This window comes from Hymenobacter armeniacus, assembly GCF_014699055.1.
Lineage (GTDB): Bacteria > Bacteroidota > Bacteroidia > Cytophagales > Hymenobacteraceae > Hymenobacter > Hymenobacter armeniacus.
The window spans coordinates 570,086-592,110 of record NZ_JACXAC010000001.1 but is presented as its reverse complement, the minus strand read 5'-3'; the positions used below and the strand labels follow the sequence as shown (position 1 = coordinate 592,110).

16 protein-coding genes are annotated in these 22,025 nt (G+C 63.1%); 6 read left to right on the top strand and 10 right to left on the bottom strand.

Features of this window, described 5'->3' with window-relative positions:
* Positions 1-57 precede the first annotated feature (57 nt).
* Positions 58-255, top strand: coding sequence for a hypothetical protein (locus IC234_RS02565; RefSeq protein WP_190922255.1), 198 nt, complete (start codon positions 58-60; stop codon positions 253-255).
* An 11-nt stretch (positions 256-266) separates the two neighbouring features.
* On the opposite strand, the gene IC234_RS02560 is transcribed toward IC234_RS02565, so the two are convergent.
* The 3 genes from IC234_RS02560 to IC234_RS02550 form a co-directional block, all read right to left on the bottom strand.
* Positions 267-725: an RES family NAD+ phosphorylase gene (locus IC234_RS02560; RefSeq protein WP_190922254.1), complete on the bottom strand. Its 459-nt coding sequence runs from the start codon at positions 723-725 to the stop codon at positions 267-269.
* A 3-nt stretch (positions 726-728) separates the two neighbouring features.
* Complete coding sequence (gene parS, locus IC234_RS02555) at positions 729-1,157, bottom strand: type II RES/Xre toxin-antitoxin system antitoxin (RefSeq protein WP_190922253.1); 429 nt, start codon at positions 1,155-1,157, stop codon at positions 729-731.
* Between the two features lie 160 nt (positions 1,158-1,317).
* On the bottom strand, positions 1,318-3,948 hold the full coding sequence (locus IC234_RS02550) for a valine--tRNA ligase (RefSeq protein WP_190922252.1): 2,631 nt from the start codon (positions 3,946-3,948) through the stop codon (positions 1,318-1,320).
* Between the two features lie 355 nt (positions 3,949-4,303).
* Here IC234_RS02550 and IC234_RS02545 point away from each other — a divergent pair, with 355 nt between their 5' ends.
* From IC234_RS02545 to IC234_RS02535, 3 genes are all read left to right on the top strand, one after another.
* A complete protein-coding gene (locus IC234_RS02545; RefSeq protein WP_190922251.1) occupies positions 4,304-5,221 on the top strand; it encodes a carbon-nitrogen hydrolase family protein in 918 nt (305 codons plus the stop codon).
* A 130-nt stretch (positions 5,222-5,351) separates the two neighbouring features.
* Positions 5,352-6,560 carry an N-acetyl sugar amidotransferase gene (locus tag IC234_RS02540; protein WP_190922250.1) on the top strand — a complete coding sequence of 403 codons (1,209 nt, stop codon included), beginning with the start codon at positions 5,352-5,354 and terminating at the stop codon, positions 6,558-6,560.
* Between the two features lie 187 nt (positions 6,561-6,747).
* A complete protein-coding gene (locus IC234_RS02535; RefSeq protein ID WP_190922249.1) occupies positions 6,748-7,113 on the top strand; it encodes a hypothetical protein in 366 nt (121 codons plus the stop codon).
* A gap of 95 nt (positions 7,114-7,208) precedes the next feature.
* On the opposite strand, the gene IC234_RS02530 is transcribed toward IC234_RS02535, so the two are convergent.
* On the bottom strand, positions 7,209-8,072 hold the full coding sequence (locus IC234_RS02530) for a DUF4197 domain-containing protein (protein ID WP_190922248.1): 864 nt from the start codon (positions 8,070-8,072) through the stop codon (positions 7,209-7,211).
* 113 nt (positions 8,073-8,185) lie between these two features.
* Between IC234_RS02530 and IC234_RS02525 the strand changes: the two genes are divergently transcribed.
* Positions 8,186-9,487: a competence/damage-inducible protein A gene (locus tag IC234_RS02525; RefSeq protein ID WP_190922247.1), complete on the top strand. Its 1,302-nt coding sequence runs from the start codon at positions 8,186-8,188 to the stop codon at positions 9,485-9,487.
* A gap of 222 nt (positions 9,488-9,709) precedes the next feature.
* On the opposite strand, the gene IC234_RS02520 is transcribed toward IC234_RS02525, so the two are convergent.
* The 6 genes from IC234_RS02520 to dnaG all read right to left on the bottom strand — a co-directional run bounded on the left by IC234_RS02520 (position 9,710) and on the right by dnaG (position 18,781).
* Positions 9,710-11,359, bottom strand: a complete 1,650-nt coding sequence (locus IC234_RS02520) for a T9SS type A sorting domain-containing protein (RefSeq protein ID WP_190922246.1) — start codon at positions 11,357-11,359, stop codon at positions 9,710-9,712.
* 221 nt (positions 11,360-11,580) lie between these two features.
* Positions 11,581-12,810 carry a bifunctional 3,4-dihydroxy-2-butanone-4-phosphate synthase/GTP cyclohydrolase II gene (locus IC234_RS02515; protein ID WP_190922245.1) on the bottom strand — a complete coding sequence of 410 codons (1,230 nt, stop codon included), beginning with the start codon at positions 12,808-12,810 and terminating at the stop codon, positions 11,581-11,583.
* 64 nt (positions 12,811-12,874) lie between these two features.
* A complete protein-coding gene (locus IC234_RS02510; protein ID WP_190922244.1) occupies positions 12,875-14,044 on the bottom strand; it encodes a glycosyltransferase in 1,170 nt (389 codons plus the stop codon).
* Positions 14,041-15,297, bottom strand: a complete 1,257-nt coding sequence (locus IC234_RS02505; protein WP_190922243.1) for a glycosyltransferase family 4 protein — start codon at positions 15,295-15,297, stop codon at positions 14,041-14,043. The genes IC234_RS02510 and IC234_RS02505 overlap by 4 nt, the downstream gene beginning before the upstream one ends.
* 249 nt (positions 15,298-15,546) lie before the next feature.
* Positions 15,547-16,602 (bottom strand): potassium channel family protein, encoded by a 1,056-nt coding sequence (locus IC234_RS02500; protein WP_190922242.1) that lies wholly within the window; start codon positions 16,600-16,602, stop codon positions 15,547-15,549.
* A gap of 85 nt (positions 16,603-16,687) precedes the next feature.
* Positions 16,688-18,781, bottom strand: coding sequence for a DNA primase (dnaG, locus tag IC234_RS02495; RefSeq protein ID WP_190922241.1), 2,094 nt, complete (start codon positions 18,779-18,781; stop codon positions 16,688-16,690).
* 230 nt (positions 18,782-19,011) lie between these two features.
* On the opposite strand from dnaG, the gene IC234_RS02490 reads away from it, so the two are divergent.
* Positions 19,012-21,987 (top strand): leucine--tRNA ligase, encoded by a 2,976-nt coding sequence (locus IC234_RS02490; protein WP_190922240.1) that lies wholly within the window; start codon positions 19,012-19,014, stop codon positions 21,985-21,987.
* The last annotated feature ends 38 nt before the right edge of the window (positions 21,988-22,025 follow it).

Sequence of the window (22,025 nt, the reverse complement as noted above, 5' to 3'; positions counted from 1 at the left end):
TGTTCCAGCGCGATAAGGTCCTTCGCTGTGCTCAGGATGACAGTTTTTTACTCAGTCATGAAGAACATCATTTACCTCGGCGCCCTGGTACTAGCCCTGGGCCTCATTGGCTACCTCTACCAACAGCTCGATGCTACCCAAAAAGCCCTACAGGCATCGGAGCAGCGCTTCGCTGATTGCCAGAAAGTAACCTTTCAGCTGCAGAATCAGTTGGCCCCGCTGCAGAAGAAGCAGCCGGGCGGCATACCGCAATAGCAACCCAGCCGCTATTTCCGGAGCCGCTCGTCGAAGTGAAACGGCTGGGCGTCGAGCAGCCGCACCCGGATGAACTCGGGGTGCGCGGGGTTGAGCAGCAGGTTGCGCTCCTGCGGCACCACCACGGAAGGCACCTGCAGCGCCAGGCTGCGGCCCGACTGCAGCCACTGGTGCCCGATGGTGGCCGTGGGCTGCGGCATGGACAGGCGCTGCCAGTCGGGCGGCAGGTCGGCGGGCGTGAGGGCTTCGCGGCTGGCGTCGTCGGGCACGTCCAGCGTCAGCAGGTACATGTCGTCGGGCAGGTCTTCTACGGGCAGGTGCACCAGCGTTTCGAGCAGGGCCATGGCGCGCTGCTCGGCGGTGTAGAGCAGGGCCAGGCCGGGCAGGTTCCAGCGGCCGCCATAGAGGTAGGCGCCGTAGCCGCTCAGGTCGTGGCGGCGGGCGTAGCGGGCCAGGCGGAAAACTTCCATGCCCTACCCAAAAACGCCGTGCTCGATGCGCCCGAGGATGTCGCGCAGCATCCGAATGCCCACGGTGGTGTTAATGAGCTCCACGGGCTTGCGGCCGCCCAGGGCCGGAATCGACGACTCCATCCAGTGGCGGAATTTGTCTTCCCCAAACAAGTCGAAGCCCTCGGCGTAGAGCGTGGCCAGCTGCACCAGCCGGTCGGTGGCATCGGCCTTGAGGCGCTGGGCCGGCGTGTAGCGCTGCAGCGTGCGCACCGATAAATCGACGGCCGCCGCCAGCACGGGCAGCGGCAAGTGGGAGCGCCGCGCCAAGTGGTCGAGCGCCTGCCGCCGCAATCCCCGCTGAATCACGTCCACCAGCTGCAAGTCGCTGGCAATCGGCTCGCCCACCACCGAGGGGCCGCCCAACACATCAACAAAAGCATACGGGGTCATGGTATTGCAGCTAGAATGGAACAGATTAGGACCGCGCGTTGCGACACTTGTCGTAAATATAACGACAGTTGTCGTCAGAATGATTTCGGCAATTAATCTCCTACAAGCAAAAAGCCGCTTCCGAGAGTCGGAAGCGGCTTTTTTACTGACAATCCTTTTTTTACAACCCTTTCAGCGCTTGCTCCAAGGCGGCAATTTTGGCTTCGGCGTCGGCCAGCTTCTGGCGCTCTTTTTCCAAAACTTCGGGCTTGGCGTTCTGGGCGAATTTCTCGTTGCCGAGTTTCTTCAGCACCGAGTCGCGGAAGCCCTGGGCGTATTCCAGCTCTTTCTCGAGGCGGGTGCGCTCGGCGGCCAGGTCGATGTGGCCTTCGAGCGGGATGAAGAACTCGCTGCCGCCCAGCACGAAGCTCACCGAGGCGGCGGGGCCGGCGTCGGCAAAGCTTACGTCCGAAATGCTGCCCAGCTTGCGGATGATGCCGTCGTAATCGGTGAGCAGTTGCGGGTCGTCGGTTTTGGCCACCAGCGCGAGGGGCTTGTTGGGGCCGAGGTTCTTCTGGTTGCGAACCGAGCGGATGCCGGCCACGATGGCCAGGGCCTTGTCCATGTTGGCCAGGGTTTCGGCGCTGTGGGCGGGCGCGGTGGCGCGGGGCCAGGGGGCCACGGTCACGTAGTCGCGGGTGCCGCGCTCGGCTAGTTCGTGCCACAGCTCTTCGGTGATGAAGGGCATGAAGGGGTGCAGCAGCTTGAGCAGCGTTTCGAGGTAGGCCGTGGTGTGGCGCAGGGTTTCGGCGTCGATGGGATGCTGGTAGGCGGGCTTCACCATCTCCAGGTACTGGGCGCAGAAATCATCCCACACCAGCTTGTAGATGGTCATCAGCGCGTCCGACATCCGGAACTTCTCGAAATGGTCGTCCATCTCCACGATGGCGGCCTGCAGCTTGGCATTGAACCACTCCACCGGCTTGGCGTTCACGAAGGGCAGCGTGGCGTCGGCCTCCCAGCCTTTCACGAGTCGGAAGGCGTTCCAGAGCTTATTAGAGAAGTTGCGGCCTTGCTCCACCAGCTTGGTATCGAACAGCAGGTCGTTGCCGGCCGGGGCCGAGAACAGCATGCCGGTGCGCACGCCGTCGGCGCCGTACTGGGCGATGAGGTCGAGCGGGTCGGGCGAGTTGCCGAGCTGCTTGCTCATTTTGCGGCCCTGCGCGTCGCGCACAATGCCGGTGAGGTACACGTTTTTAAACGGCACTTCCTGGCGGTATTCCAGCCCGGCCATAATCATGCGGGCCACCCAGAAGAAGAGGATGTCCGGCCCCGTCACCAGGTCGTTGGTGGGGTAGAAATAGTTGATGTCGGCGTTGTCGGGGTCTTTGAAGCCGTCGAACACCGAAATGGGCCACAGCCACGACGAAAACCAGGTATCGAGCACGTCCTCGTCCTGGCGCAGGTCGCTCAGCTGCAGGTCGGCCTGGCCGGTTTGGGCAATGGCTTGCTGCAACGCGTCCTCGGCGGTGAGGGCCACCACGAACGTGCCGTTGGGCAGGTAGTACGCCGGAATCTGCTGGCCCCACCAGAGCTGGCGCGAGATGCACCAGTCGTGCACGTTCTCCATCCAGGCCCGGTACATGTTCTTGAACTTGGGCGGGTGCAGCTTGATGGTATCGTTCTCCACCACTTCCAGCGCGGGCTTGGCCAGGTGCTCCATTTTCAGGAACCACTGCAGGCTGAGCTTGGGCTCAATCACGGCCTTGGTGCGCTCCGACGTCTGCACGATGCTGGCGTATTCCTCAATTTTCTGGAGCAAGCCGGCTTCCTGCAAGTCTTTGGCAATCTGCTTGCGCACGGCAAACCGGTCCTGGCCCACGTAGAGCACGGCCTTCTCGTTCAGCGTGCCGTTGTCGGCCAGGATGTCGATAACCGGCAGGTTGTGCTTCACGCCCAGCTCGTAGTCGTTCAGGTCGTGCGCCGGCGTCACTTTCAGCGCGCCCGTGCCAAAATCCATCGACACGTACTCGTCAAAAATTACCGGGATTTCGCGGCCCAGCAGCGGGATGCGCACTTTCTGGCCGGCCAGGTGCGCAAAGCGCGGGTCGTTGGGGTTCACGGCCACGGCCACGTCGGCCATGATGGTTTCGGGCCGCGACGTAGCCACGGTCAGAAACTGGCCCTCCTGCCCTACCACAGCATAATTGAGGTAGTACATCTTGGCCTGCACGTCCTTGGCAATCACTTCCTCGTCGGAGATGGCCGTGCGGCCCTCGGGGTCCCAGTTCACCATGCGCACGCCGCGGTAAATCAGGCCTTTGTTATAGAGGTCGACGAACACGCGGAGCACAGCCTCGGTCAGGTCGGGCTCCATGGTGAAGCGCGTGCGGTCCCAGTCGCAGGAGGCGCCCAGCTGCTTGAGCTGCTCCAGGATGATGCCGCCGTACTTGTCCTTCCACTCAAAGGCGTGGGCCAGGAATTGCTCACGGGTGAGGTCGGTTTTGCTGATGCCCTGCTCTTTCAGCAAGGCCACCACCTTGGCTTCGGTGGCAATGCTGGCGTGGTCGGTGCCGGGCACCCAGCAGGCTTCTTTGCCCTGCATGCGGGCGCGACGCACCAGCACGTCCTGAATGGTGTTGTTCAGCATGTGCCCCATATGGAGCACGCCCGTCACGTTGGGCGGCGGAATCACAACGGTATAGGGGACCTTCTTGGGGTTTGGCGAAGCCTTGAAGAAACCTTGCTCCTGCCAGCGCTGGTACCATTTGGCTTCAACGTCGGTGGGCGAGTAGGTGGTGGCGAGGGACATAAGAATTAAGCAGTAAGCAGAAAGGCAAAAATAGGCATTGGAACCGGGGGCACCGCGCACCCGGGCCACCAAAGCGCCAGGCGGGCGCTGGGGAATGGTGCCCAAGGCGCCCGCTTAGTAGCCTATCCCGGCAGTGGTTGGCTACGCCTATTTCTTTGCAGTAGCCCCTGACCGTTAGGAATAAGGCGCCCTAAACATCAGATGACTATCGAATATTCAGTTTTAACCCAGCTTTAATTTCTGCCCTCTGGCGCTTTTCTATCTTTGCTTGGCGACATAAATTGAGCGACAAAGTTTAATCCCGACTTTGTACCTTACTTACGTTTCCACGAATAATGATGTGTTCGCTCCGCCTATGGCCGCGCTTTTCTCCTTTCGCAAATCGGTACCAGTAGCTGCGCCGGCACCCGAGCCGTCGGCACCCGCGCTGGGCACGGTGCGGGTGGGCATGGGCCAGTTGCTGGTAGAAGGCGGCGAGCCGGCCCGCAACCTGGCCCGCGCCGTGGAGCAGATTGCCCAGGCCGCGGCCCAGCAGTGCGACCTGGTGCTGCTGCCCGAAACCCTCGACTTTGCCTGGACGCACCCCAGCGCCCTCTACGAAGCCCAGCCCATTCCGGGCCCCTTCAGCGACGTGCTGTGCCGCGCTGCGGCCGAGCACGGCCTCTACGTGTGCGCCGGCCTCACGGAGCGTGCCCCCGACGGCCGCAACTACAACGCGGCCATTCTCATCAACCCGCAGGGCGAAATCATCGTCAAATACCATAAAATCAACCTACTGGCCGTGGAGCAGCCGTTCTACGCCGTGGGCCAGACGCTGAACGTGGTGGACACGCCCCTGGGTAAAATCGGCGTGAACGTGTGCGCCGACAACTACCTCGACGGCCTGCCCATCGGGCACACGCTGGCCCGCATGGGCGCCGAGTTTATCATTGCCCCGGCGTCGTGGACGGTGGACTACTCCATCACCGAAGAGCACGACCCCTATCAGGAAAAATGGGTGAAGCCGTTTTCCATCCTGGCCAAGCTCTACAACGTGGTGGTGGTGAGCACCACCTCGGTGGGCTACATCGTGGGCGGGCCCTACGAGGGCAAAAAAAGCGTGGGCTGCTCCCTGGCCGTCGACGCCAACGGCGTGCGGGCACAGGGTGCGTTCAACGAGTTTGCCGGCCAACTGGTCGTGGCCGACCTGGCCCGCCCCCACCGCCCCGAACGCGGCACCGACATCGGCCTGATGCTCCAGCGCAAAGGCTACCGCTTCGACGAACTGCCGTGAGTGTTCTGCGTACTAGGCTCCGATACCCCGCTCTTATCCTATTTCTACTTGGCTAATCCGCTCTCTTCCGGTCATATAGGCTGCCACCCACCCGTTTTTTTACGCAGCCCCCACTTTTACTCTCCGCCCCTTGCTTACCCAGGTACATCCCGCCGAACAGTACGTTTCGGCCCTTCCCAGCGACGACCACCAACGCTGCACCCGGTGCCTGATGGACACCACCGTGCCGGGCATTACCTTTAACGAGGCCGGCACCTGCTCTTTTTGCGACGTGCACGACCGCATGGAGCAGGCCTTCCCAAATGGCGAAGCGGGCCTGCGCACCGTGCGCCGCCTGGCCGACGAAATGCGCCGGGCCGGCCGCGGCCGTCGCTACGACTGCGTGCTGGGCGTGAGCGGCGGCCGCGACAGCACCTACACTTTGTGGTATTGCGTCACGCAGCTCCAGCTGCGCCCCCTGGCGGTGCATTTCAACGACGGCTTCGGCAACCCCGTGGCCGGCGAAAACATGGTGCGCGCCTGCCAGCGCCTGGGCGTGGAGCTGCGCACCATCACCTCGGACTGGCGCGAGTCGAAGGACCTCAAAATTGCGTTTTTGAAGGCTTCTGTGCCCGACATGGAGGAGGGCACCGACCTGGGCATTGCCACCGCCCTCTACGGCGTGGCGGCCAAGGAAAACGTGCAACACCTCGTCATCGGGCAGTCGTTTCGCACCGAAGGCATTGCCCCGCTGAGCTGGAACTTCCTCGATGGCAAATACCTGCGGGCGGTGCACAAGCAGTTTGGCACGGTGCCGCTGCGCCCGTGGCGCCCCGCCGACCCGGGCTTCAACCTGGGCCTGAAGGAGATGTTTTACTACACGTTTGTGCGGCGCATCAAAACCGTGACCCTGCTCTACCACCTCGACTACGTGCGCACCGAAGTGGACGACATCATCACGAATGAGCTGGGCTGGAAAAGCCCCGGCGCGCACTACGCCGACGACCTGTACCAGAGCCTGATTTATTACCTCAACCGCGTCAAGTTCAACATCGACCGGCGCCTGTTCAACTATTCCGCCCTGGTGCGCTCGGGCCAGATGAGCCGCGAGGTGGCCCTGGACCGCATTTCGCGCGTGAATGCGATTGAGGACGAAAACGTAATTGCGCTTTGCATCAAGCGCCTGGGCCTGACGCGGGCCGAATTTGAGCAGATAGTGGCCGCCCCCCCGAAAACCTTTCACGACTACCCCAACAGCTACAGCTTGCTGAAGCTGCTGCGCCTGCCCATCAAGGTGCTGAGCCGGCTGAGCCTGATTCCGGAGTCGGCCTACGACAAATATTTCAACTGCGGCACCTGAGCCGCTACGGCCTTTTGCTGGCCAGCGGGGTGAGACAATAAGTGGTTGCAAAACAGGCTCTGGCTGCTATAAGGCAACTATTTTACCCAATAAAGTAGCGCCGGGGGCCAACTGAAAATGGGCCTGCTCCGTATCTTCGCGACCACCTCAGGCAAATTTTTCACCTCACCAACTTACCGCCCCGGCCATGATAGATGACGACGACCTGGACGACGACTTGCTCGACGACGACGATTCCCTGGACTCCTACGCCAAAAAAGGCGGCGCCGCTGCCTTGGGCAGTTCCGAAGACCGCCTTTCGGCCAAATACGCCGACTACCTGATGTGGACGGACACCGGCTCGTCGCACGATGAAGCCCTGGACTTGGCCAACATGACCGAAGAAGAGTTTGTGGAGGCGGAACGGGCCGAAAATTCGGACCGCGGCGGCTTCACCAGCCTCGACGACGACGACGATGACGACTTCGCCGACGATGACGATGACGACGACGAGGGCTACAGCAGCGGGCGCGGCAGCCGCCGCGGCAGCAGCTTCGACAGCGACGACTACTAAACGAACCCGCTTTGCGCGGCCCGTCACTCACCAAAAAGCCCCGGCTGGATATCCAGCCGGGGCTTTTTGGTGAGTGACGGGCCGTGGCCCGAGCCTTACTTCCGGCCGAATACCTGCTTGAGGATGTCGGAAGTGCGGGCGGCCGGGTTCTTGCGAATTTTGGCTTCTTCCTGAGCCAGCAGGATGAACAGGCCGTCGACGGCTTTCTGGGTGGTGTAGGCCGAAAGGTCGGTTTGCACGGGCGTCATCAGCGGGATTCGGTTGTACTGGCTGGTCATTTTGCTGTAGGCGGCACCGGCGCCCACCTGGTCGATGGCGGCGGTGATGTCGGGCTTGAAGGCGGCGATGAGCTGGGCCTCCGTCGACTTGCGCAGGAACTGCGTGGCGGCATCGGTCGAGCCGCTGGTCACCAGCGTCAGGGCATCGGTGATGCTGATATTGGAGAGGGCATTGAGAAAAATATCCTTGGCTTTGGGCGCGGCGGCCTCGGCGGCGCGGTTGAGCTGGGTTTCGAAGGTGCCGATAACCGTGTTCATGCCCGGAAACTTGCTCAGGGTCGTTTTCATCAGAATGGCATCTTCTGGGAAGGGAATGTGGATGTCGTCGTTCAGGTTGAAACCGTCGGGCTCCGAAGCAAACTGCACGGCCTTCACGATGCCTTTGTTGAGGGCTTCCTTGACGCCGGCGCTGGCCTGGGCTTCGGTGAGCGGCGCGGGCGGCGGGGTTGCGGCTTTGGCGGCGGCCGCTTTCTCAGCGGCGGCCTTGTCGGCGGCGGCTTTGGCAGCGGCCGCTTTGGCCGCTGCGGCTTTGGCGGCGGCGGCCTTTTGGGCGGCGGTTTGCGTAGTGGTTTTGGTGGTTGTAGTCTTCTTGGTAGTGGTTTTGGTTTGGGCCTGAGCGGCGGGCGTAGCCGCTACCAGCAAACCAGCTACCAGCAACGGACCGGCAATGCGCGTAAACATGGAATAAACTGACGAAACGGGAAAACCGGAAAGCCCCTATGGCTGTCCTTGGACCGTCGCGCTTGCAAATTGAAGACAATTTTGCGGCCAAACCTATTTTCTTCGACAAACCCATGCCCTCTCCCGACCAGCTCCTCGCCCCCTCGGTTTCTTCCACCAGTCCCGCCGCCCCGCCCGACGTCGAAATCATGACCATTGGCGACGAGCTGCTGTACGGGCAGGTCATCGACACCAATTCGGCTTTCATGGGCCAGGAGCTGGGCAAAATCGGGCTGCGCGTGCGGCAGATTTCGTCGGTGTCGGACCGCGCCGACGAGATAGTGACGGCCCTCGACCAGGCCCGGCAGCGGGCGCAGGTGGTGCTCATCACCGGCGGCCTCGGCCCCACCAAAGACGACCTCACCAAGCACGTGCTGGCCCGCTACTTCGGCTCCGAGCTGGTGATGCACGAGCCCACGCTGCGCCACGTAGAAGAAATTTTCCAGCGCTTCCAACGCCCCATGCTCGACGTGAACCGCCAGCAAGCCCTGGTGCCGGCCAACTGCGAAGTGCTGCACAACGCCGTGGGCACGGCCCCCGGCATGTGGTTCAACGACCAGGGCACCGTGTTTGTGAGCATGCCCGGCGTGCCCTTCGAGATGAAGCGCCTGATGACCGACCACGTGCTGCCGCGCCTGCAAAGCCAGTTTCACCTCGCCCCCATCGAGCACGTCGTGGTGATGACGGCCGGCCTGGGCGAAAGCTTTCTGGCCCAGAAAATCGCCGATTGGGAAGATGCCCTGCCCGCCAACATCAAGCTGGCCTACCTGCCCAGCTTCGGGGCCGTGCGCCTGCGCCTCACCGGCACCGCCGACGGCCAACCCGACCTGCGCGGCCGGATGCTGGCCCTGCTGCCCGCCCTGCGTGAGCGCATCGGCGAGTACATTTTTGCTGAAGAGGAAACCACCATTGAAGCCGCCATCGGCCAATTACTACTGGCCAAGGGCCTCACCGTGGGCACCGCCGAAAGCTGCACCGGCGGCCTGGTGGCGCAGCGCCTCACCAGCGTGCCGGGCAGCTCGGGCTACTTCCGGGGCGGCATCGTGGCCTACCACAACGACATCAAGCAGGCTGAGCTGGGCGTGAAGCCCGAAACCCTGGCTCAGCACGGCGCCGTGAGCGAGGCCACCGTGCGCGAGATGGCCGAGGGCGCCCGCCGCCGCCTGGGCGTCGACGTGGCCGTGGCCACCAGCGGCATTGCCGGCCCCACCGGCGCCACGGCCACCAAAAAGGTAGGAACCGTGTGCCTGGCCTACGCCGACGCCACCCACACCATAAGCCGCGAATACGTGCTGGACCGAGGCCGGGCGCTGAACGTGGAATACGCGGCCCAGTCGCTGCTCACGATGCTGCGGCAGCAGCTGGCGGGCGTGTAGCAACGTAGCTGTTATAGCAGAACTTGCCCCAGCGGGGCGACACTCATTGCATGTCGCCCCGCTGGGGCAAGTTCCGTTTTACCTTCCCCTCGGCTCATCGCCGAAGCCCGCAGATTGAGGCTGCGGAGGGCACCAAACGAGTATCGATTAGCGGGTCAAAACCTTCTGGTTATAGCCAGCGCAACCGGCAGCAGGTTGGGCAATACTGTTCAGCTCAAAACGCTATTCTATTACCAGCTTCTTGGAAACGACGCCTTCCCGTAAAGCGAGGCGCACCTCGTATACGCCCGGCGCAAGACCATCCAGGGGCACTGTGCCGGTGGGCGTGAGGGCGGTGCGGCGCAGCAGTTGGCCGAGGGCGTTGTGAACGGTGACAGCCACCGGTTGCTGGGCGTAAGCGGCAGGCAAGCGCACCGTTACCTGGTGCCGGGCCGGGTTGGGGTACAGCCCCACCTGGGCGGCCACGGCCGGCTGCGCGGCCAGCGGCGCACCCGCTGTCATCTTCACCACCCAATAGTCAACGTTGCCCCAGCAACCTTGCGTTTTGTCGCCGCCAATGGGCGAGGCCGTGAATCCCCCCAGCAAAACGTCGCCGCCCACGGCCAGTTGCACGGCGAGGAGGTTATCGTTGAGGGTGCCGCCAAAACGCTTGTCCCACTGCTTCACGCCGGCTGCGTCGGTCTTCACGGCCCAGTAGTCGCCGTCGCCCTGGCTGGGCTCGGTTTTGTCGCCGCCCACGCCGGAGCTGGAGCTGCCCGCCAGCAGGTAGCCGCCGTCGGGCATCAGCGCTAAGCTGGTAATGCTTTCGCCCATTGCGCCGCCGTAGGTGCGGTCCCATAGCTTGGTGCCTTGGGCGTCGACCCGCAGCAGCCACATATCGCCACCGCCCTTGTGGGGATCCGACTTGTCGTCGCCAATGTTTGATTGCGAATTACCACCGAGCAGATAGCCGCCCCCCGGCAGCACCTGAATGGCCCCGAGGCCATCGAAGCCCGCGCCGCCCAGGGCCTTGTCCCATTGTTTGGTGCCGGTGGCGTCCAGCTTCACCAGCCAAATATCCACTGACCCGTGGCTTGGCTCCGATTTATCGCCGCCCAGCCCAGAGAGAGAGGAACCGCCCAAAATGCAGCCTCCGTCGGGCGTGGCTTTCATGCCGGCAAAATATTCTTCGGCGCTGCCGCCAAAACGGTGGTCCCAGAGCTTGGCGCCCTGCGCGTCAATCTTCACCACCCACAGGTCACTGCTGCCCCGGCTGGCTTCGGTTTTATCGCCGCCGCTGCCCGACTGCGAACTGCCCCCGAGCAGGTAGCCGCCGTCGGGGGTGGGTTGGATGGCCGCGAGGTAGTCGCTGCCGGGCCCGCCGTACCGCTTGTCCCATTGCTTGACGCCCTGCGCGTTCACCTTCACCAGCCAGAAGTCGTTGCCGCCCTGGCTGGGCTGCGACTTGTCGCCGTCCTGCCCCGAATCTGAACTGCCGCCGAGCAGGTAGCCCCCGTCGGCGGTGGGCAAGATGGCTTGCAGGGTTTCTATTTGGGTGCCGCCAAAACGGGCATCCCATTGCTTGTTGCCCTGGGCATCCACCTTCACGGCCCAGAAATCGGCCCCAAACGCCCAGTTCGGCTGCGACACGTCGCCCACGGCGTCGGAGCTGGAGCGCCCGCCCAGCAGGCAGCCCCCGTCGGGGGTGGCGGCCAGGGTAAACAGGGCATCTTCCCCGCTGCAGGTGGTGGAAGTGCCGCCAAAGCGCCGGTCCCACACCTTGGTGGGCGCCGTGGGTAGTTGGGCGGCGGCTTCGGGCAACGGGCAGAGCAGGGCCAGCCCCGCACCCAAGCGCAAGGTGAGCCCTAACGAAGTAAGTAGGGTTGTTTTCATGGTAGTAGGAAAGAATAATGGGTGAAAATAGGCAGCGTAACTGAAAGCATTGGAAATAATATTCTCAAATGCCCCGATGTTGTCCATTCAGCCAAGGTCCTTACCCGTCTCTTGCTAGCCATGCCGGCCTCCAAGCGACGGGCCTACTCCCAAGCACTGGTTACGCCCAAGCAAAAAGGCCGGCATTTCGGCCGGCCTTTTTTCTTGGGCATACGAAGAACTTAAGCAGCTTCTGGGGCGTCACTGGGTACTTTTCGCATGATTTCGTGGCCCATTTTGTCGCGCTTGGTGGTCAGGTACGCTTCGTTGTGCGGGTTGGCGTGGATTTCGATGGGCAGCGTTTCCACGATTTCGAGGCCGTAACCGATGAGGCCGGTGCGCTTGCGGGGGTTGTTGGTGAGCAGGCGCATCTGGCGCACGCCTAGGTCGCGCAGGATGCTGGCGCCCACGCCGTAGTCGCGCTCGTCGCTCTTGAAGCCCAGCTCCTCGTTGGCCTGCACGGTATCGCGGCCCTGCTCCTGCAGCTTGTAGGCTTTCAGCTTGTTGAGCAAGCCAATGCCGCGGCCCTCCTGGTTCATGTACACGATGACGCCGCGGCCTTCGCGCTCAATCTGGCGCATGGCCTGGTGCAGCTGGGGGCCGCAGTCGCAGCGGCACGAGCCGAAGATGTCGCCGGTCACGCAGGAGCTGTGCACGCGCACCAGCACCGGCTCGGGGCCGCTGATGTCGCCCTTCACCAGGGCCAGGTGCTTGGCGCCGTTGGAGTTTTGGGTGAAGGCATAGAGGTCGAAATCGCCGTGCTCGGTGGGCATCTTCACTGAGATTTCGCGGGTAATGAGGCTTTCCGTGGCAAGTCGGTACCTGATGAGGTCCTGCACCGAAATTAGCTTCAGGCCCCATTTCTTGGCCACAATTTCGAGGTCGGGCAGGCGGGCCATCTCGCCGTCTTCCTTCAGGATTTCGACCAGCACCCCGGCCGGCTCAAACCCGGCCAGGCGGGCCAGGTCCACGGCGGCTTCGGTGTGGCCGGCGCGGCGCAGCACGCCTTCTTTGCGGGCTTTGAGGGGGAAAATGTGGCCGGGCTTGCCCAGTTCTTCGGGCTTGGTGGCGGGGTCGATAAGGGCCAGGATGGTCTTGCTGCGGTCGGAGGCCGAGATGCCGGTGGTCACGCCGTTCTTCAACAGGTCGACCGATACGGTGAAGGGCGTGGCGTGCAGGGCCGTGTTGTGGCCCACCATCAGGTCGAGGCCCAGCTCTTCGCAGCGTTGCTCGGGCAGCGAAGCGCACACCAGGCCGCGGCCGTGCGTGGCCATAAAATTGATGACTTCGGGCGTGGCCGACCGGGCGGCGCAAATGAAGTCGCCTTCGTTTTCACGGTCTTCGTCGTCGACTACGATGACAACTTTGCCAGCGCGAATGTCTTCGATGGCGGATTCGATGGTATCAAGCATGGGATGGGGTATTTCGGGCCATAACAGCGGCAGCGCCCGCAAAGTTAGCCCGTAGCGCGGCGCCCTAGCCGAACAGTGCTTCCAGCTGCGCCGTGGCCCCGGCCCAGGTGTAGCGGGCTTTCACAAACGCCTGCCCGCGGCGGGCCAGAGCACTGGCCGAAGCCGGGTCGGCCAGCAGCTCCGAGACGACCCGAGCAAGGGCTGCCGCCGACTCGGCCACGCGCAATTCCTGGCCGTCGGTGCCGCCCAGGGCGTTGTTGGCCAGCGGGGTGGTCACGCACGGCAGCTGCATGGCCATGGCTTCGAGCAGCTTGTTTTGCAGGCCCGTGCCCACGCGCATGGGCGCCACAAACACCCGTGCCGATGCATACGCCGCCCGAATGTCGGGCACCCAGCCGCTCACCTCCACGTGCGCCGAAGCCAGCGCCAGCACCCGGGGCGCGGGCGTGGTGCCGGCCACCAACAGGCGCGCCCCGGGGTGCTGCGCGCGCACCAACGGCATGATTTCCTCGGCCAGGAAAACGGCTGCGTCCACGTTGGGATGGTAGCTCATGTTGCCGCAAAACAGCACGTCGTATTCCTTGGCCACCTCCGGCATGGGCTGGAAATTCTCGGTGTCAATGCCATTGAGCACCACCCGAATGTCGTTGCGGCGCGGGTGCTGAATGAGCTGCCGGTCCTGGTCGCTGATGATGGTGTGGTGCCGGAACCAGGCAAAGGCCTCGGCTTCGTAGGCCGTCAGCCGCCGGGCCTCTAACGCAAACACCGGCCGCTGCCATAGCGGCGCCTGCGTGGCCCGGCGCGCCATGCCAGCCGAAAAAACGTCCATGTAATCGAGCGTCATGGGCACCGTGCCGGCGTGGGGCCGCAGGTATTCGGCCATGCGAATGAGCTGGCAGTACACGTGGTCGGGCCGGAAGGTGCGCAGCAGCTCATCGACTTTGCGCTGGGCCTGGACGTCGTAGAAATAGCCCACCTGCAGCGGCCGGCCCGTGGCCAAGGCCCGTGCCATGTTGGCCGCGATGCCGGGCTTGTGCAGCCGGTGCACCGTGAGGCCGCCCCGGCACAGGGGCCGCACCGCCGCGTCGGCTTCGGCCGTCACTTCCTCGTCGCTGAGGGCAAAGAGGCAGATTTCGTGGCGCTCGGCCAGGTAGCGCAATTGGTGGTAGGCGCGCAGCTTGTCGCCCTTGTCCAAGGGGTACGGGAAGCGCGAGAGGAGCACAAGCAGCTTCATGCGGGCGGCGAATGGGCGGGCGTGCCAGCCGGCGCGGGCAGAAGCAGGCGCTCGTACAAGTCAATAAAGCGCTGCACCACGCGGCCGTTGTCGTAGACGTTGGTGGCGGTGCGGGCGGCCGCGGCCCCAATGCCGCGCACGTCGATTTCGCCGCGGTACCAGGCGCGCAGGGCGTCGAGCCAGGCGGCCGCGCCATCGCGCACCAGCAGGTTCTCGTCGTTGTGGGCCACAATGCCCTCGGCGCCCAGCGTGGTGCTCAAAATGGCTTTGCCCAAGGCCATGCCCTCCACAATTTTCACGCGCATGCCGCCGCCACTCAGCAGCGGCACCAGCATCAGCTCGTACTGCTGCATAAAGGCGGGGGCTGATTCCACAAAGCCGTGCATGATGACATTTTCACCTTTCCGATTGAGCAAGTGCGCGGGGGCGTTGCGCCCGGCAAGGTGCAGCTCCACGTCCGGAAATTCGGCGTGAAACGTGGGCCATACCTCGCGCAGCAGCCACTCCACCCCTTCCTGATTCGGCAGCCAGTCGAGCGAGCCAATCATGAACAAGGTGCGGGGCTTGGGCTGCACCGACGAGTCGGGACGCACGCGGCTGAGGTCGACGCCGGCGGGAATGAACACCACCGGCTCGGGGCAGTGCAGGGCGCGCAGGCGTTGGGCGTCGTCTTCGGTGATGGCGGCCACGGCGTCGAACTGGCGCAGGTAGCGCCGCTCAAACTTCTCCAAGCGCCGGGCAATGGTGCCCAGGAAAACGCGCTTGAGCGGGTTGGTTTCGCGGCCGGCCAGCATTTGCCAAATGGTGTATTCCACGTTGTGGGCGCGCAGCACCAGCGGCGGCACCCGAAAATCGGCCCGATGCTGGCGCCCCAGCAGCTCGGCGTACCAGGCCACGAAGGTGCCTTCCATCTGCACGATGTCCACTTTCTCGGTGCGCAGGATTTCCAGCAGCCTCTCGCCCACCGCCGGGCTGATGAACCGCTCCACGTTGTAAGGCTGGCGGCTGAACAGGAAGTTTTTGAGGGCTTTAGAGGCCGAAATGTTCGTGTCAACATCCACCAGCACCAGCCGCAAATTGGGTCCCAGGCGGGCCAGGGCGTCGGCCGGCTGGCGGTGCTTGGGCGTGTTGATGGCCAGCAGCGTGACCCGGTGCCCGGCCCGCACGAGGCCCGCTGCCACGTCGTACATGGCAATGGCGCCGCCGTCATGAGGCGGAAAAGGCACGCGCGGACAGAGTTGCAGAATGTGCATAGCGCCGGCAAAGGTAGAAGGAGGCCGCGCTTCCGGAAGAATGGGAAATTGGCGGCCAACTCCCCTCCTTACCAAGGAGGGGACGCTTGCGCAAAGCGCAAGCTGGGGTGGTTAGGCGGTTGAACGCACCCAAACGATGCAGCCGCCAGTCGTTCAACGACGTTAACCACCCCCGTCCGAGCCTGCGGCTCGAACATCCCCTCCTTGGTAAGGAGGGGAGTTTGACGCTCCTGTGCATTCCGCGCGACCTTACAGCTGCCGGAAGCGCACCTCGAAGGTTTCAATCTGCTCTTCACTCCCCAGCACCAGCAGCACGTCGCCGGGCGCGGGCACGTAGTCCACGGGCGGGCTCACCATAAGGGAGCCCGCGGCCGTGCGCATGCCGATGATGGTGGCGCCGGTGATGGAGCGCACGTCGAGCTCGCGGATGCTGCGGCCGTGTAAATCGCGCCGGAGCTGCTCAAAGCTCATTTCCTCCAGCCGCAGTTTGTCGGCGCTGAGGCCGGAAATGAGGTCGAGGAAGCGGATGACCTCGGGGCGCACCACCAGCTTGGCCATGTGCGAGCCCCCGATTTCGTCGGGCATCACCACCGAGTCGGCCCCGGCCGAGAGCAGCTTGCTTTCAGAGGTTTTGAGCGAGGCGCGGGCGATGATTTTCAGGCGCGGGTTGAGGGCGCGGGCCGAGAGGGCCACAAACACGTTGTCGGCGTCTTTGGGCAGCGAGGTGATGAGGGCCGAGGCGCGCTCCACGCCGGCCTGCTTCAGCACGAGGTCGGTGGTGGCGTCGCCAAACACGGTGTAGATGCCGCCGCCGGGCAGGCCGTCGCCGTCGTAGTCCTCGCCGGTGCTGCCGCTGGTGATGCTTTTCATCAGCTCCTGGTCCGATTCGATGACCACCACGCGGGCGCCGTTGGCGCGCAGCTCCTGGTAGGCCCGGCGCCCGTTGCGCCCAAACCCGCATACGATGACGTGCCCGCTAAAGCGCTTGATTTCCTGGTCGGTCCGAATCATGTTGTAAATCTTGCGCAGCTCGCCGTCAAAGATAAACGAGGACATGACCGACACGAGGTAGGCCACCACGACGAGGTTGTAAAGAATGTAAAAGGAGACAAATAGCCGCCCCGCCTGCGAAAACGGGTGAATTTCGCCAAAGCCCACCGTGGCAATGGTGGTCACGGTCATGTAAAAGGCATCAACCGGGTGGTAATGCTCGATGACCATGAAGCCCGTCATGCCGATGACCAAACTCAGCGAAGTCAGGACAATGGCCAGCAGCAGCCGGTTGATGTTGAGTTGTCGGAGCATGGGGTTGGTTGAGACCTCAAAGGAACGTCATGCCAGCTTGTCGAAGCACGACGCCTCATTATCGCCGATTACGGACGGCCAAATCCTACGCCGTGCGGCCCACCACGGTGCCCAGCAGCCCGGCCAGCTCGTTGTCGAGTTCCTTCAGCCGCTTGATGTCACCGAGGATTTCGAACATCTCGACGTCGTCCAGCGGGTGGCGCAGCTTTTCGAGGCACTGGTCGAGCTCGCGCTGCACGTGCACTTTGTTGAGGCGCAGCACGGCGTTGTCGCAGGCCAGCTTGGGCAGGTCCACTTCGTTAAAGACGTAGATTTCCTTGGTGCGCCAGTTGGGGCTGATTTCGTAGCGCTCGGTGGCCAGGTCGGTGATGAGCTGGCGGATGTCTTCGCGCTCGTTCTGGGCCAGCAGGCGGGCGTCGGGGAAGCGGCCGGCCAGCAATTCCTGGCGGCAGATTTCCCACATTTCGGCATAGAGCGGCTTCTGCAACGGGTTTTCGCCGAGCTGGCCCATGAGGTAGGCCGCCACGCTGATTTCCTCTTCCACCTCGCGCCCGGCGTAGAGCACCAGCAGGCGCAGCACCTCGCGCTCGCACACCTGCAGCATGTCGGGCGTGTCGTCGTCGGCCTCGGCTTTGGCAGCCGAGGGCTGGAAGCTGGCGCCCGCGCCCAGGATTTCCACGGTGGCTTCGTGGCCGCCGTACATGAGCATTTCGGCCTCTTCCTCGTCGGTCATCGGGCGCGGAGCCGGGGCCGAGCGCGGGTTGTTGCTGGGCGGAAAGCCGGTGTTGGCGCTGCCGGCGCCCTGGCCGTAGCTGCCGGCGTTGCCGCTGCCGCCGGGCGCCTTCTGCGAAGCGGTTTTGACAAGCTTGTTGTACTCGGTGATGAGCACCTGCTCGTCGATGCCGAACGTGGCCGAGGTTTGCTGCAAAAACACCTGGCGCTTGATGGCGTCGGGCACTTTGGCGATGCTGTGCAGCACGTCGCGGATGGCCTCGGCCTTCTTCACCGGGTCGTTGCTGGCCTCGCGGGCCACCAGCGTGGTTTTGAAGGAGATGAAGTCCTGGCTCTTGGTTTCGATGTACTCGGTGAAGCGCTGGTCGCCCACTTTGCGGATATAGCTGTCCGGGTCGTCGCCGTCGGGGAAGAGCACCACGCGCACGTTCAGGCCGCCTTCGAGCAGCAAGTCGGTGCCGCGCAGCGAGGCCTTGATGCCGGCCGCGTCGCCGTCGTAGAGCACCGTCACGTTATCGGAATACCGCTTGATGAGCCGAATCTGGCCTTCAGTGAGCGAGGTGCCCGACGAGGCCACCACGTTTTTGATGCCGCCCTGGTACAAGCTCAGCACGTCCAGGTACCCTTCCACCAGGTAGCAAACCTCCTGCGTACGAATGGCCTGCCGGGCCTGAAATAGCCCGTACAACACGTCGGACTTGTGGTAAATCTCAGATTCTGGCGAGTTGAGGTACTTCGCCATCTTGTCGTCGCGCTTCAGCGTGCGCGCCCCAAAGCCCACCACCCGGCCGCTGATGTTGTGAATCGGGAACATCACGCGGCCCCGGAACCGGTCGTAGCGCCGGCCGGTATCCTTGCCCTGGTCGTCGGTGCGGATGACGGTGAGGCCGGTTTTCTCCAGGTATTTCTTGTCGTAGCCGGCCGTCTCGGCGGCTTTCATCAGGTCGTCCCAGGCATCCAGAGAATAGCCGAGCTCGAACGTCTGGATGGTGCTCAGGTTGAGGCCGCGCTCCTTGAGGTAGCCGTAGCCGATGCTCATGCCCTCCTCGGAGTTGAGCAGCAGGCGGTGGTAGTGGTTTTTGGCGAAGTCCGAAACGATGAACTGCGAGTCTCGCTCGTTCTGCTCCAGCTGCTGCTGGGGCGTCTTTTCCTCCTCCTGAATCTCGATGGCGTACTTCTTGGCCAGGTATTTCAGGGCCTCCACGTAGCTGGTGCCCTCCACGTCCATCACGAACTGCACCACGCCGCCGGCCTTGCCGCAGCCGAAGCACTTGTACAGGCTCTTGGCCGGGTTTACGGAGAATGACGGCGACTTTTCGTTGTGAAACGGGCACGGGGCCCACAGATTCTGGCCCTTGCGCTTGAGCTGCACGAAGTCGCCGACAACTTCCACGATGTCGGCGGTCTGGATGATGTGGTCAACTAATTCTTTGGGAATGCGGGCCATCGGGGGCGGGGTATCGGGACAAATGGGGGCGTCGTGCAATCGGGGCGCCTCACCCCCGGGCCCTCTCCCGAAGGAAAGAGGCACCGGTTCTGCTCCTATCGAAGTCGGCTGGCTCCCCTCTCCTGTGGGAGAGGGGCCGGGGGTGAGGCGCTACGGCTGCAGTCGTCACAACAAATTTCGCCCTACTTTCTCCTACGTCCTACCTTTGCCTGGAATAAACTCCGCGCAAGATGCCCGCATACCGCCCCGAAGAAATCGAAAAGAAGTGGCAAGCCCACTGGAAAGCGCACAGCACTTTCCGGGCCCAGAACCACTCCGACAAGCCCAAATACTACGTGCTCGACATGTTCCCCTACCCCTCCGGGGCGGGCCTGCACGTGGGGCACCCGCTGGGCTACATTGCCTCCGACATTGTGTCGCGCTTCAAGCGCCTGCAGGGCTTCAACGTGCTGCATCCCATGGGCTTCGACTCCTTCGGCCTGCCCGCCGAGCAGTACGCCATCCAGACCGGCCAGCACCCGGCCATCACGACGGAGAAAAACATCGACACCTACATCAAGCAACTCAACAGCCTGGGGTTTAGCTACGACTGGAGCCGCGAGGTGCGCACCTCGGAGCCCGGCTACTACAAGTGGACGCAGTGGATTTTCCTCAAGCTGTTCAACTCCTGGTACAACCTCGATACCGACCGCGCCGAGCCCCTGACGGCCCTCACCGCCCGCTTTGCCGAGAGCGGCAGCGAAGGCATCAACGCGGCCGGCGACGCCGACGAGCGCCAGGTGTTCACGGCCGGGCAGTGGGCGCTGTTTTCGGAGCAGCAGAAGCTGGCCGCCGTGCACCCCTACCGCCTCGCCTACCAGCAGGACACCTACGTGAACTGGTGCGCCGGCCTGGGCACGGTGCTAAGCAACGACGAGGTGAAGGACGGCCTCTCGGAGCGCGGCGGCTTCCCCGTGGAGCGCCGCCTCATGCCCCAGTGGAACCTGCGCATCACGGCCTACGCCGACCGCCTGCTGCAGGGCCTCGACACCATCGACTGGCCCGACGCGGTGAAGGAGATGCAGCGCAACTGGATTGGCAAGAGCATCGGGGCCGAGGTAACGTTCCCGGTGCAGGGCCACGACAACGCGCACATCAAGGTCTACACCACCCGCGTCGACACCATTTACGGGGCCACCTTCCTGGTGCTGGCGCCGGAGCACGAGCTGGTGGACGCCCTCACCACGCCCGAGCAGCGCGCCGCCGTCGACGAGTACATCGCCGCCACCAAGCGCCGCTCGGAGCGCGACCGCATGGCCGATACCAAAACCGTATCGGGCGTGTTCACGGGCGCGTATGCCCTGAACCCGGTGAACAACGAGCCCGTGCAAATCTGGCTGGCCGACTACGTGCTGGCCGGCTACGGCACCGGCGCCGTGATGGCCGTGCCCAGCGGCGACCAGCGCGACTACGTGTTTGCCAAGCATTTCGGCCTGCCCATTCCGGCCATTTCCGACGCGCAAAAGGACCTCGACCAGCAAGCCGACCCCACCAAGGAAGGCCACTACATCAATTCCGGCTTCATCAACGGCTTGGGCTACAAAGAAGCCACCGCCAAGCTCATTGCCTATCTGGAAGAGAAAGGCCTGGGCCGCGGCAAGGTGAACTACCGCCTGCGCGACGCCATTTTCGGCCGCCAGCGCTACTGGGGCGAGCCCATTCCGATTTACTACAAGGACGGCACGGCCTACGGCATCGCCGAAAGCGACCTGCCGCTGGTGCTGCCCGAAATCGATGAGTACAAGCCCACCGAAACCGGTGAGCCGCCCCTCGGCCGTGCCCAAAACTGGCTCTACAAAGGCAAATACCCCTACGAGCTGAGCACCATGCCCGGCTGGGCCGGTTCGTCGTGGTACTACCTGCGCTACATGGACCCCACCAACGACGCGCGCTTCGTGGGTGAAGAAGCCGAGCAGTACTGGGGTACCGTGGACCTCTACATGGGCGGCGCTGAGCACGCCACCGGCCACTTGCTCTACGCCCGCTTCTGGTACCTGTTCCTGAAGGACCTGGGCCTCGTGAGCGGCAATGAGCCCTTTCAAAAGCTGATTAACCAGGGCATGATTCTGGGCCGGTCGAATTTTGTGTATAGGCTATGGCATACATGGGATACAAATGACCCAAACAGTGACGAGCACATGGAGCTTTTGCCGAGCATCTATGTATCCAAAAATATTCGGGAAGCGCTTCGAGATGTCACTCTAGACCAAACGAATAACCCCGCTGTTATCGACTTTTTTAATCAAGTGAAAGAGATTGAGAAATCCGCTCGTTTGATGTACCCCGACTTTAATGCAAAGTTGAAAATCCATAACGTAGGTGGAGACGGTAAAGCAAGTTTTTCAGCCTTGCATGTAGACGTGAATTTGGTCGAGAATGACGTACTAGACCTTGAACAATTCCGTTCGTCAAGAGATGACTACAAATCGGCTGCATTTGTGACAGAAGATGGTCAATTTCTCTGTAGCTGGGAAGTTGAGAAAATGTCCAAGTCCAAATTCAACGTCGTGAACCCCGACGTGCTGATTGGCCGCTACGGCGCGGATGCCCTGCGCCTCTACGAGATGTTCCTCGGCCCGCTGGAGCAGTACAAGCCCTGGAATACCAACGGCATCAGCGGCGTGGGCGGCTTCCTCAAGAAGTTCTGGCGCCTATTCCACCCCGAAGACGGCCCCCTCGCCGTGACCGACGAGTCCGCCACGCCGGCCGAGCTCAAGGTGCTGCACCGCGCCATCCAGAAGGCGCAGGAAGACATCGAGAAGTTCAGCTTCAACACCTCCGTCAGCCTGTTCATGATTACCGTGAACGAGCTCACGGCCCTCAAGTGCCACAAGCGCGCCATTCTGGAGCCGCTGGTGCTGCTGGTGTCGCCGTTTGCCCCGCACCTGGCCGAAGAGCTATGGCAGGAGCTGGGCCACGCGGCCGGCAGCATCTCCACGGCCAGTTACCCCGAGTTCCGCGAAGAATACTTAGTGGAAGACACCGTGACCTACCCGCTTGCCATCAACGGCAAGGTGCGCGAGCAGATGCAGTTTGCCGCCGCCGCCACCGCCGCCGACATCGAAGCCGCCGTGCTGGCCTCTGATTTCCTGGCCAAGCACGGCGAGGGCAAAGCCGCCAAAAAGGTGATTGTGGTGCCCGGCCGCATGGTAAACGTGGTGGTGTAGCAGCGGCTCATGTGGCCATACGCGGCGCGCCGCGGAGT

Bases quoted from the DNA above. Each gene is read 5' to 3' on its own strand.
- IC234_RS02520 (WP_190922246.1), bottom strand. From the start codon at position 11,359: ATGAAAACAACCCTACTTACTTCGTTAGGGCTCACCTTGCGCTTGGGT.
- IC234_RS02510 (WP_190922244.1), bottom strand. From the start codon at position 14,044: ATGAAGCTGCTTGTGCTCCTCTCGCGCTTCCCGTACCCCTTGGACAAG.
- IC234_RS02545 (WP_190922251.1), top strand. From the start codon at position 4,304: ATGGCCGCGCTTTTCTCCTTTCGCAAATCGGTACCAGTAGCTGCGCCG.
- parS (WP_190922253.1), bottom strand. From the start codon at position 1,157: ATGACCCCGTATGCTTTTGTTGATGTGTTGGGCGGCCCCTCGGTGGTG.
- IC234_RS02560 (WP_190922254.1), bottom strand. From the start codon at position 725: ATGGAAGTTTTCCGCCTGGCCCGCTACGCCCGCCGCCACGACCTGAGC.
- IC234_RS02565 (WP_190922255.1), top strand. From the start codon at position 58: ATGAAGAACATCATTTACCTCGGCGCCCTGGTACTAGCCCTGGGCCTC.
- IC234_RS02515 (WP_190922245.1), bottom strand. From the start codon at position 12,810: ATGCTTGATACCATCGAATCCGCCATCGAAGACATTCGCGCTGGCAAA.
- IC234_RS02505 (WP_190922243.1), bottom strand. From the start codon at position 15,297: ATGCACATTCTGCAACTCTGTCCGCGCGTGCCTTTTCCGCCTCATGAC.
- dnaG (WP_190922241.1), bottom strand. From the start codon at position 18,781: ATGGCCCGCATTCCCAAAGAATTAGTTGACCACATCATCCAGACCGCC.
- IC234_RS02550 (WP_190922252.1), bottom strand. From the start codon at position 3,948: ATGTCCCTCGCCACCACCTACTCGCCCACCGACGTTGAAGCCAAATGG.
- IC234_RS02530 (WP_190922248.1), bottom strand. From the start codon at position 8,072: ATGTTTACGCGCATTGCCGGTCCGTTGCTGGTAGCTGGTTTGCTGGTA.
- IC234_RS02490 (WP_190922240.1), top strand. From the start codon at position 19,012: ATGCCCGCATACCGCCCCGAAGAAATCGAAAAGAAGTGGCAAGCCCAC.
- IC234_RS02525 (WP_190922247.1), top strand. From the start codon at position 8,186: ATGCCCTCTCCCGACCAGCTCCTCGCCCCCTCGGTTTCTTCCACCAGT.
- IC234_RS02535 (WP_190922249.1), top strand. From the start codon at position 6,748: ATGATAGATGACGACGACCTGGACGACGACTTGCTCGACGACGACGAT.
- IC234_RS02500 (WP_190922242.1), bottom strand. From the start codon at position 16,602: ATGCTCCGACAACTCAACATCAACCGGCTGCTGCTGGCCATTGTCCTG.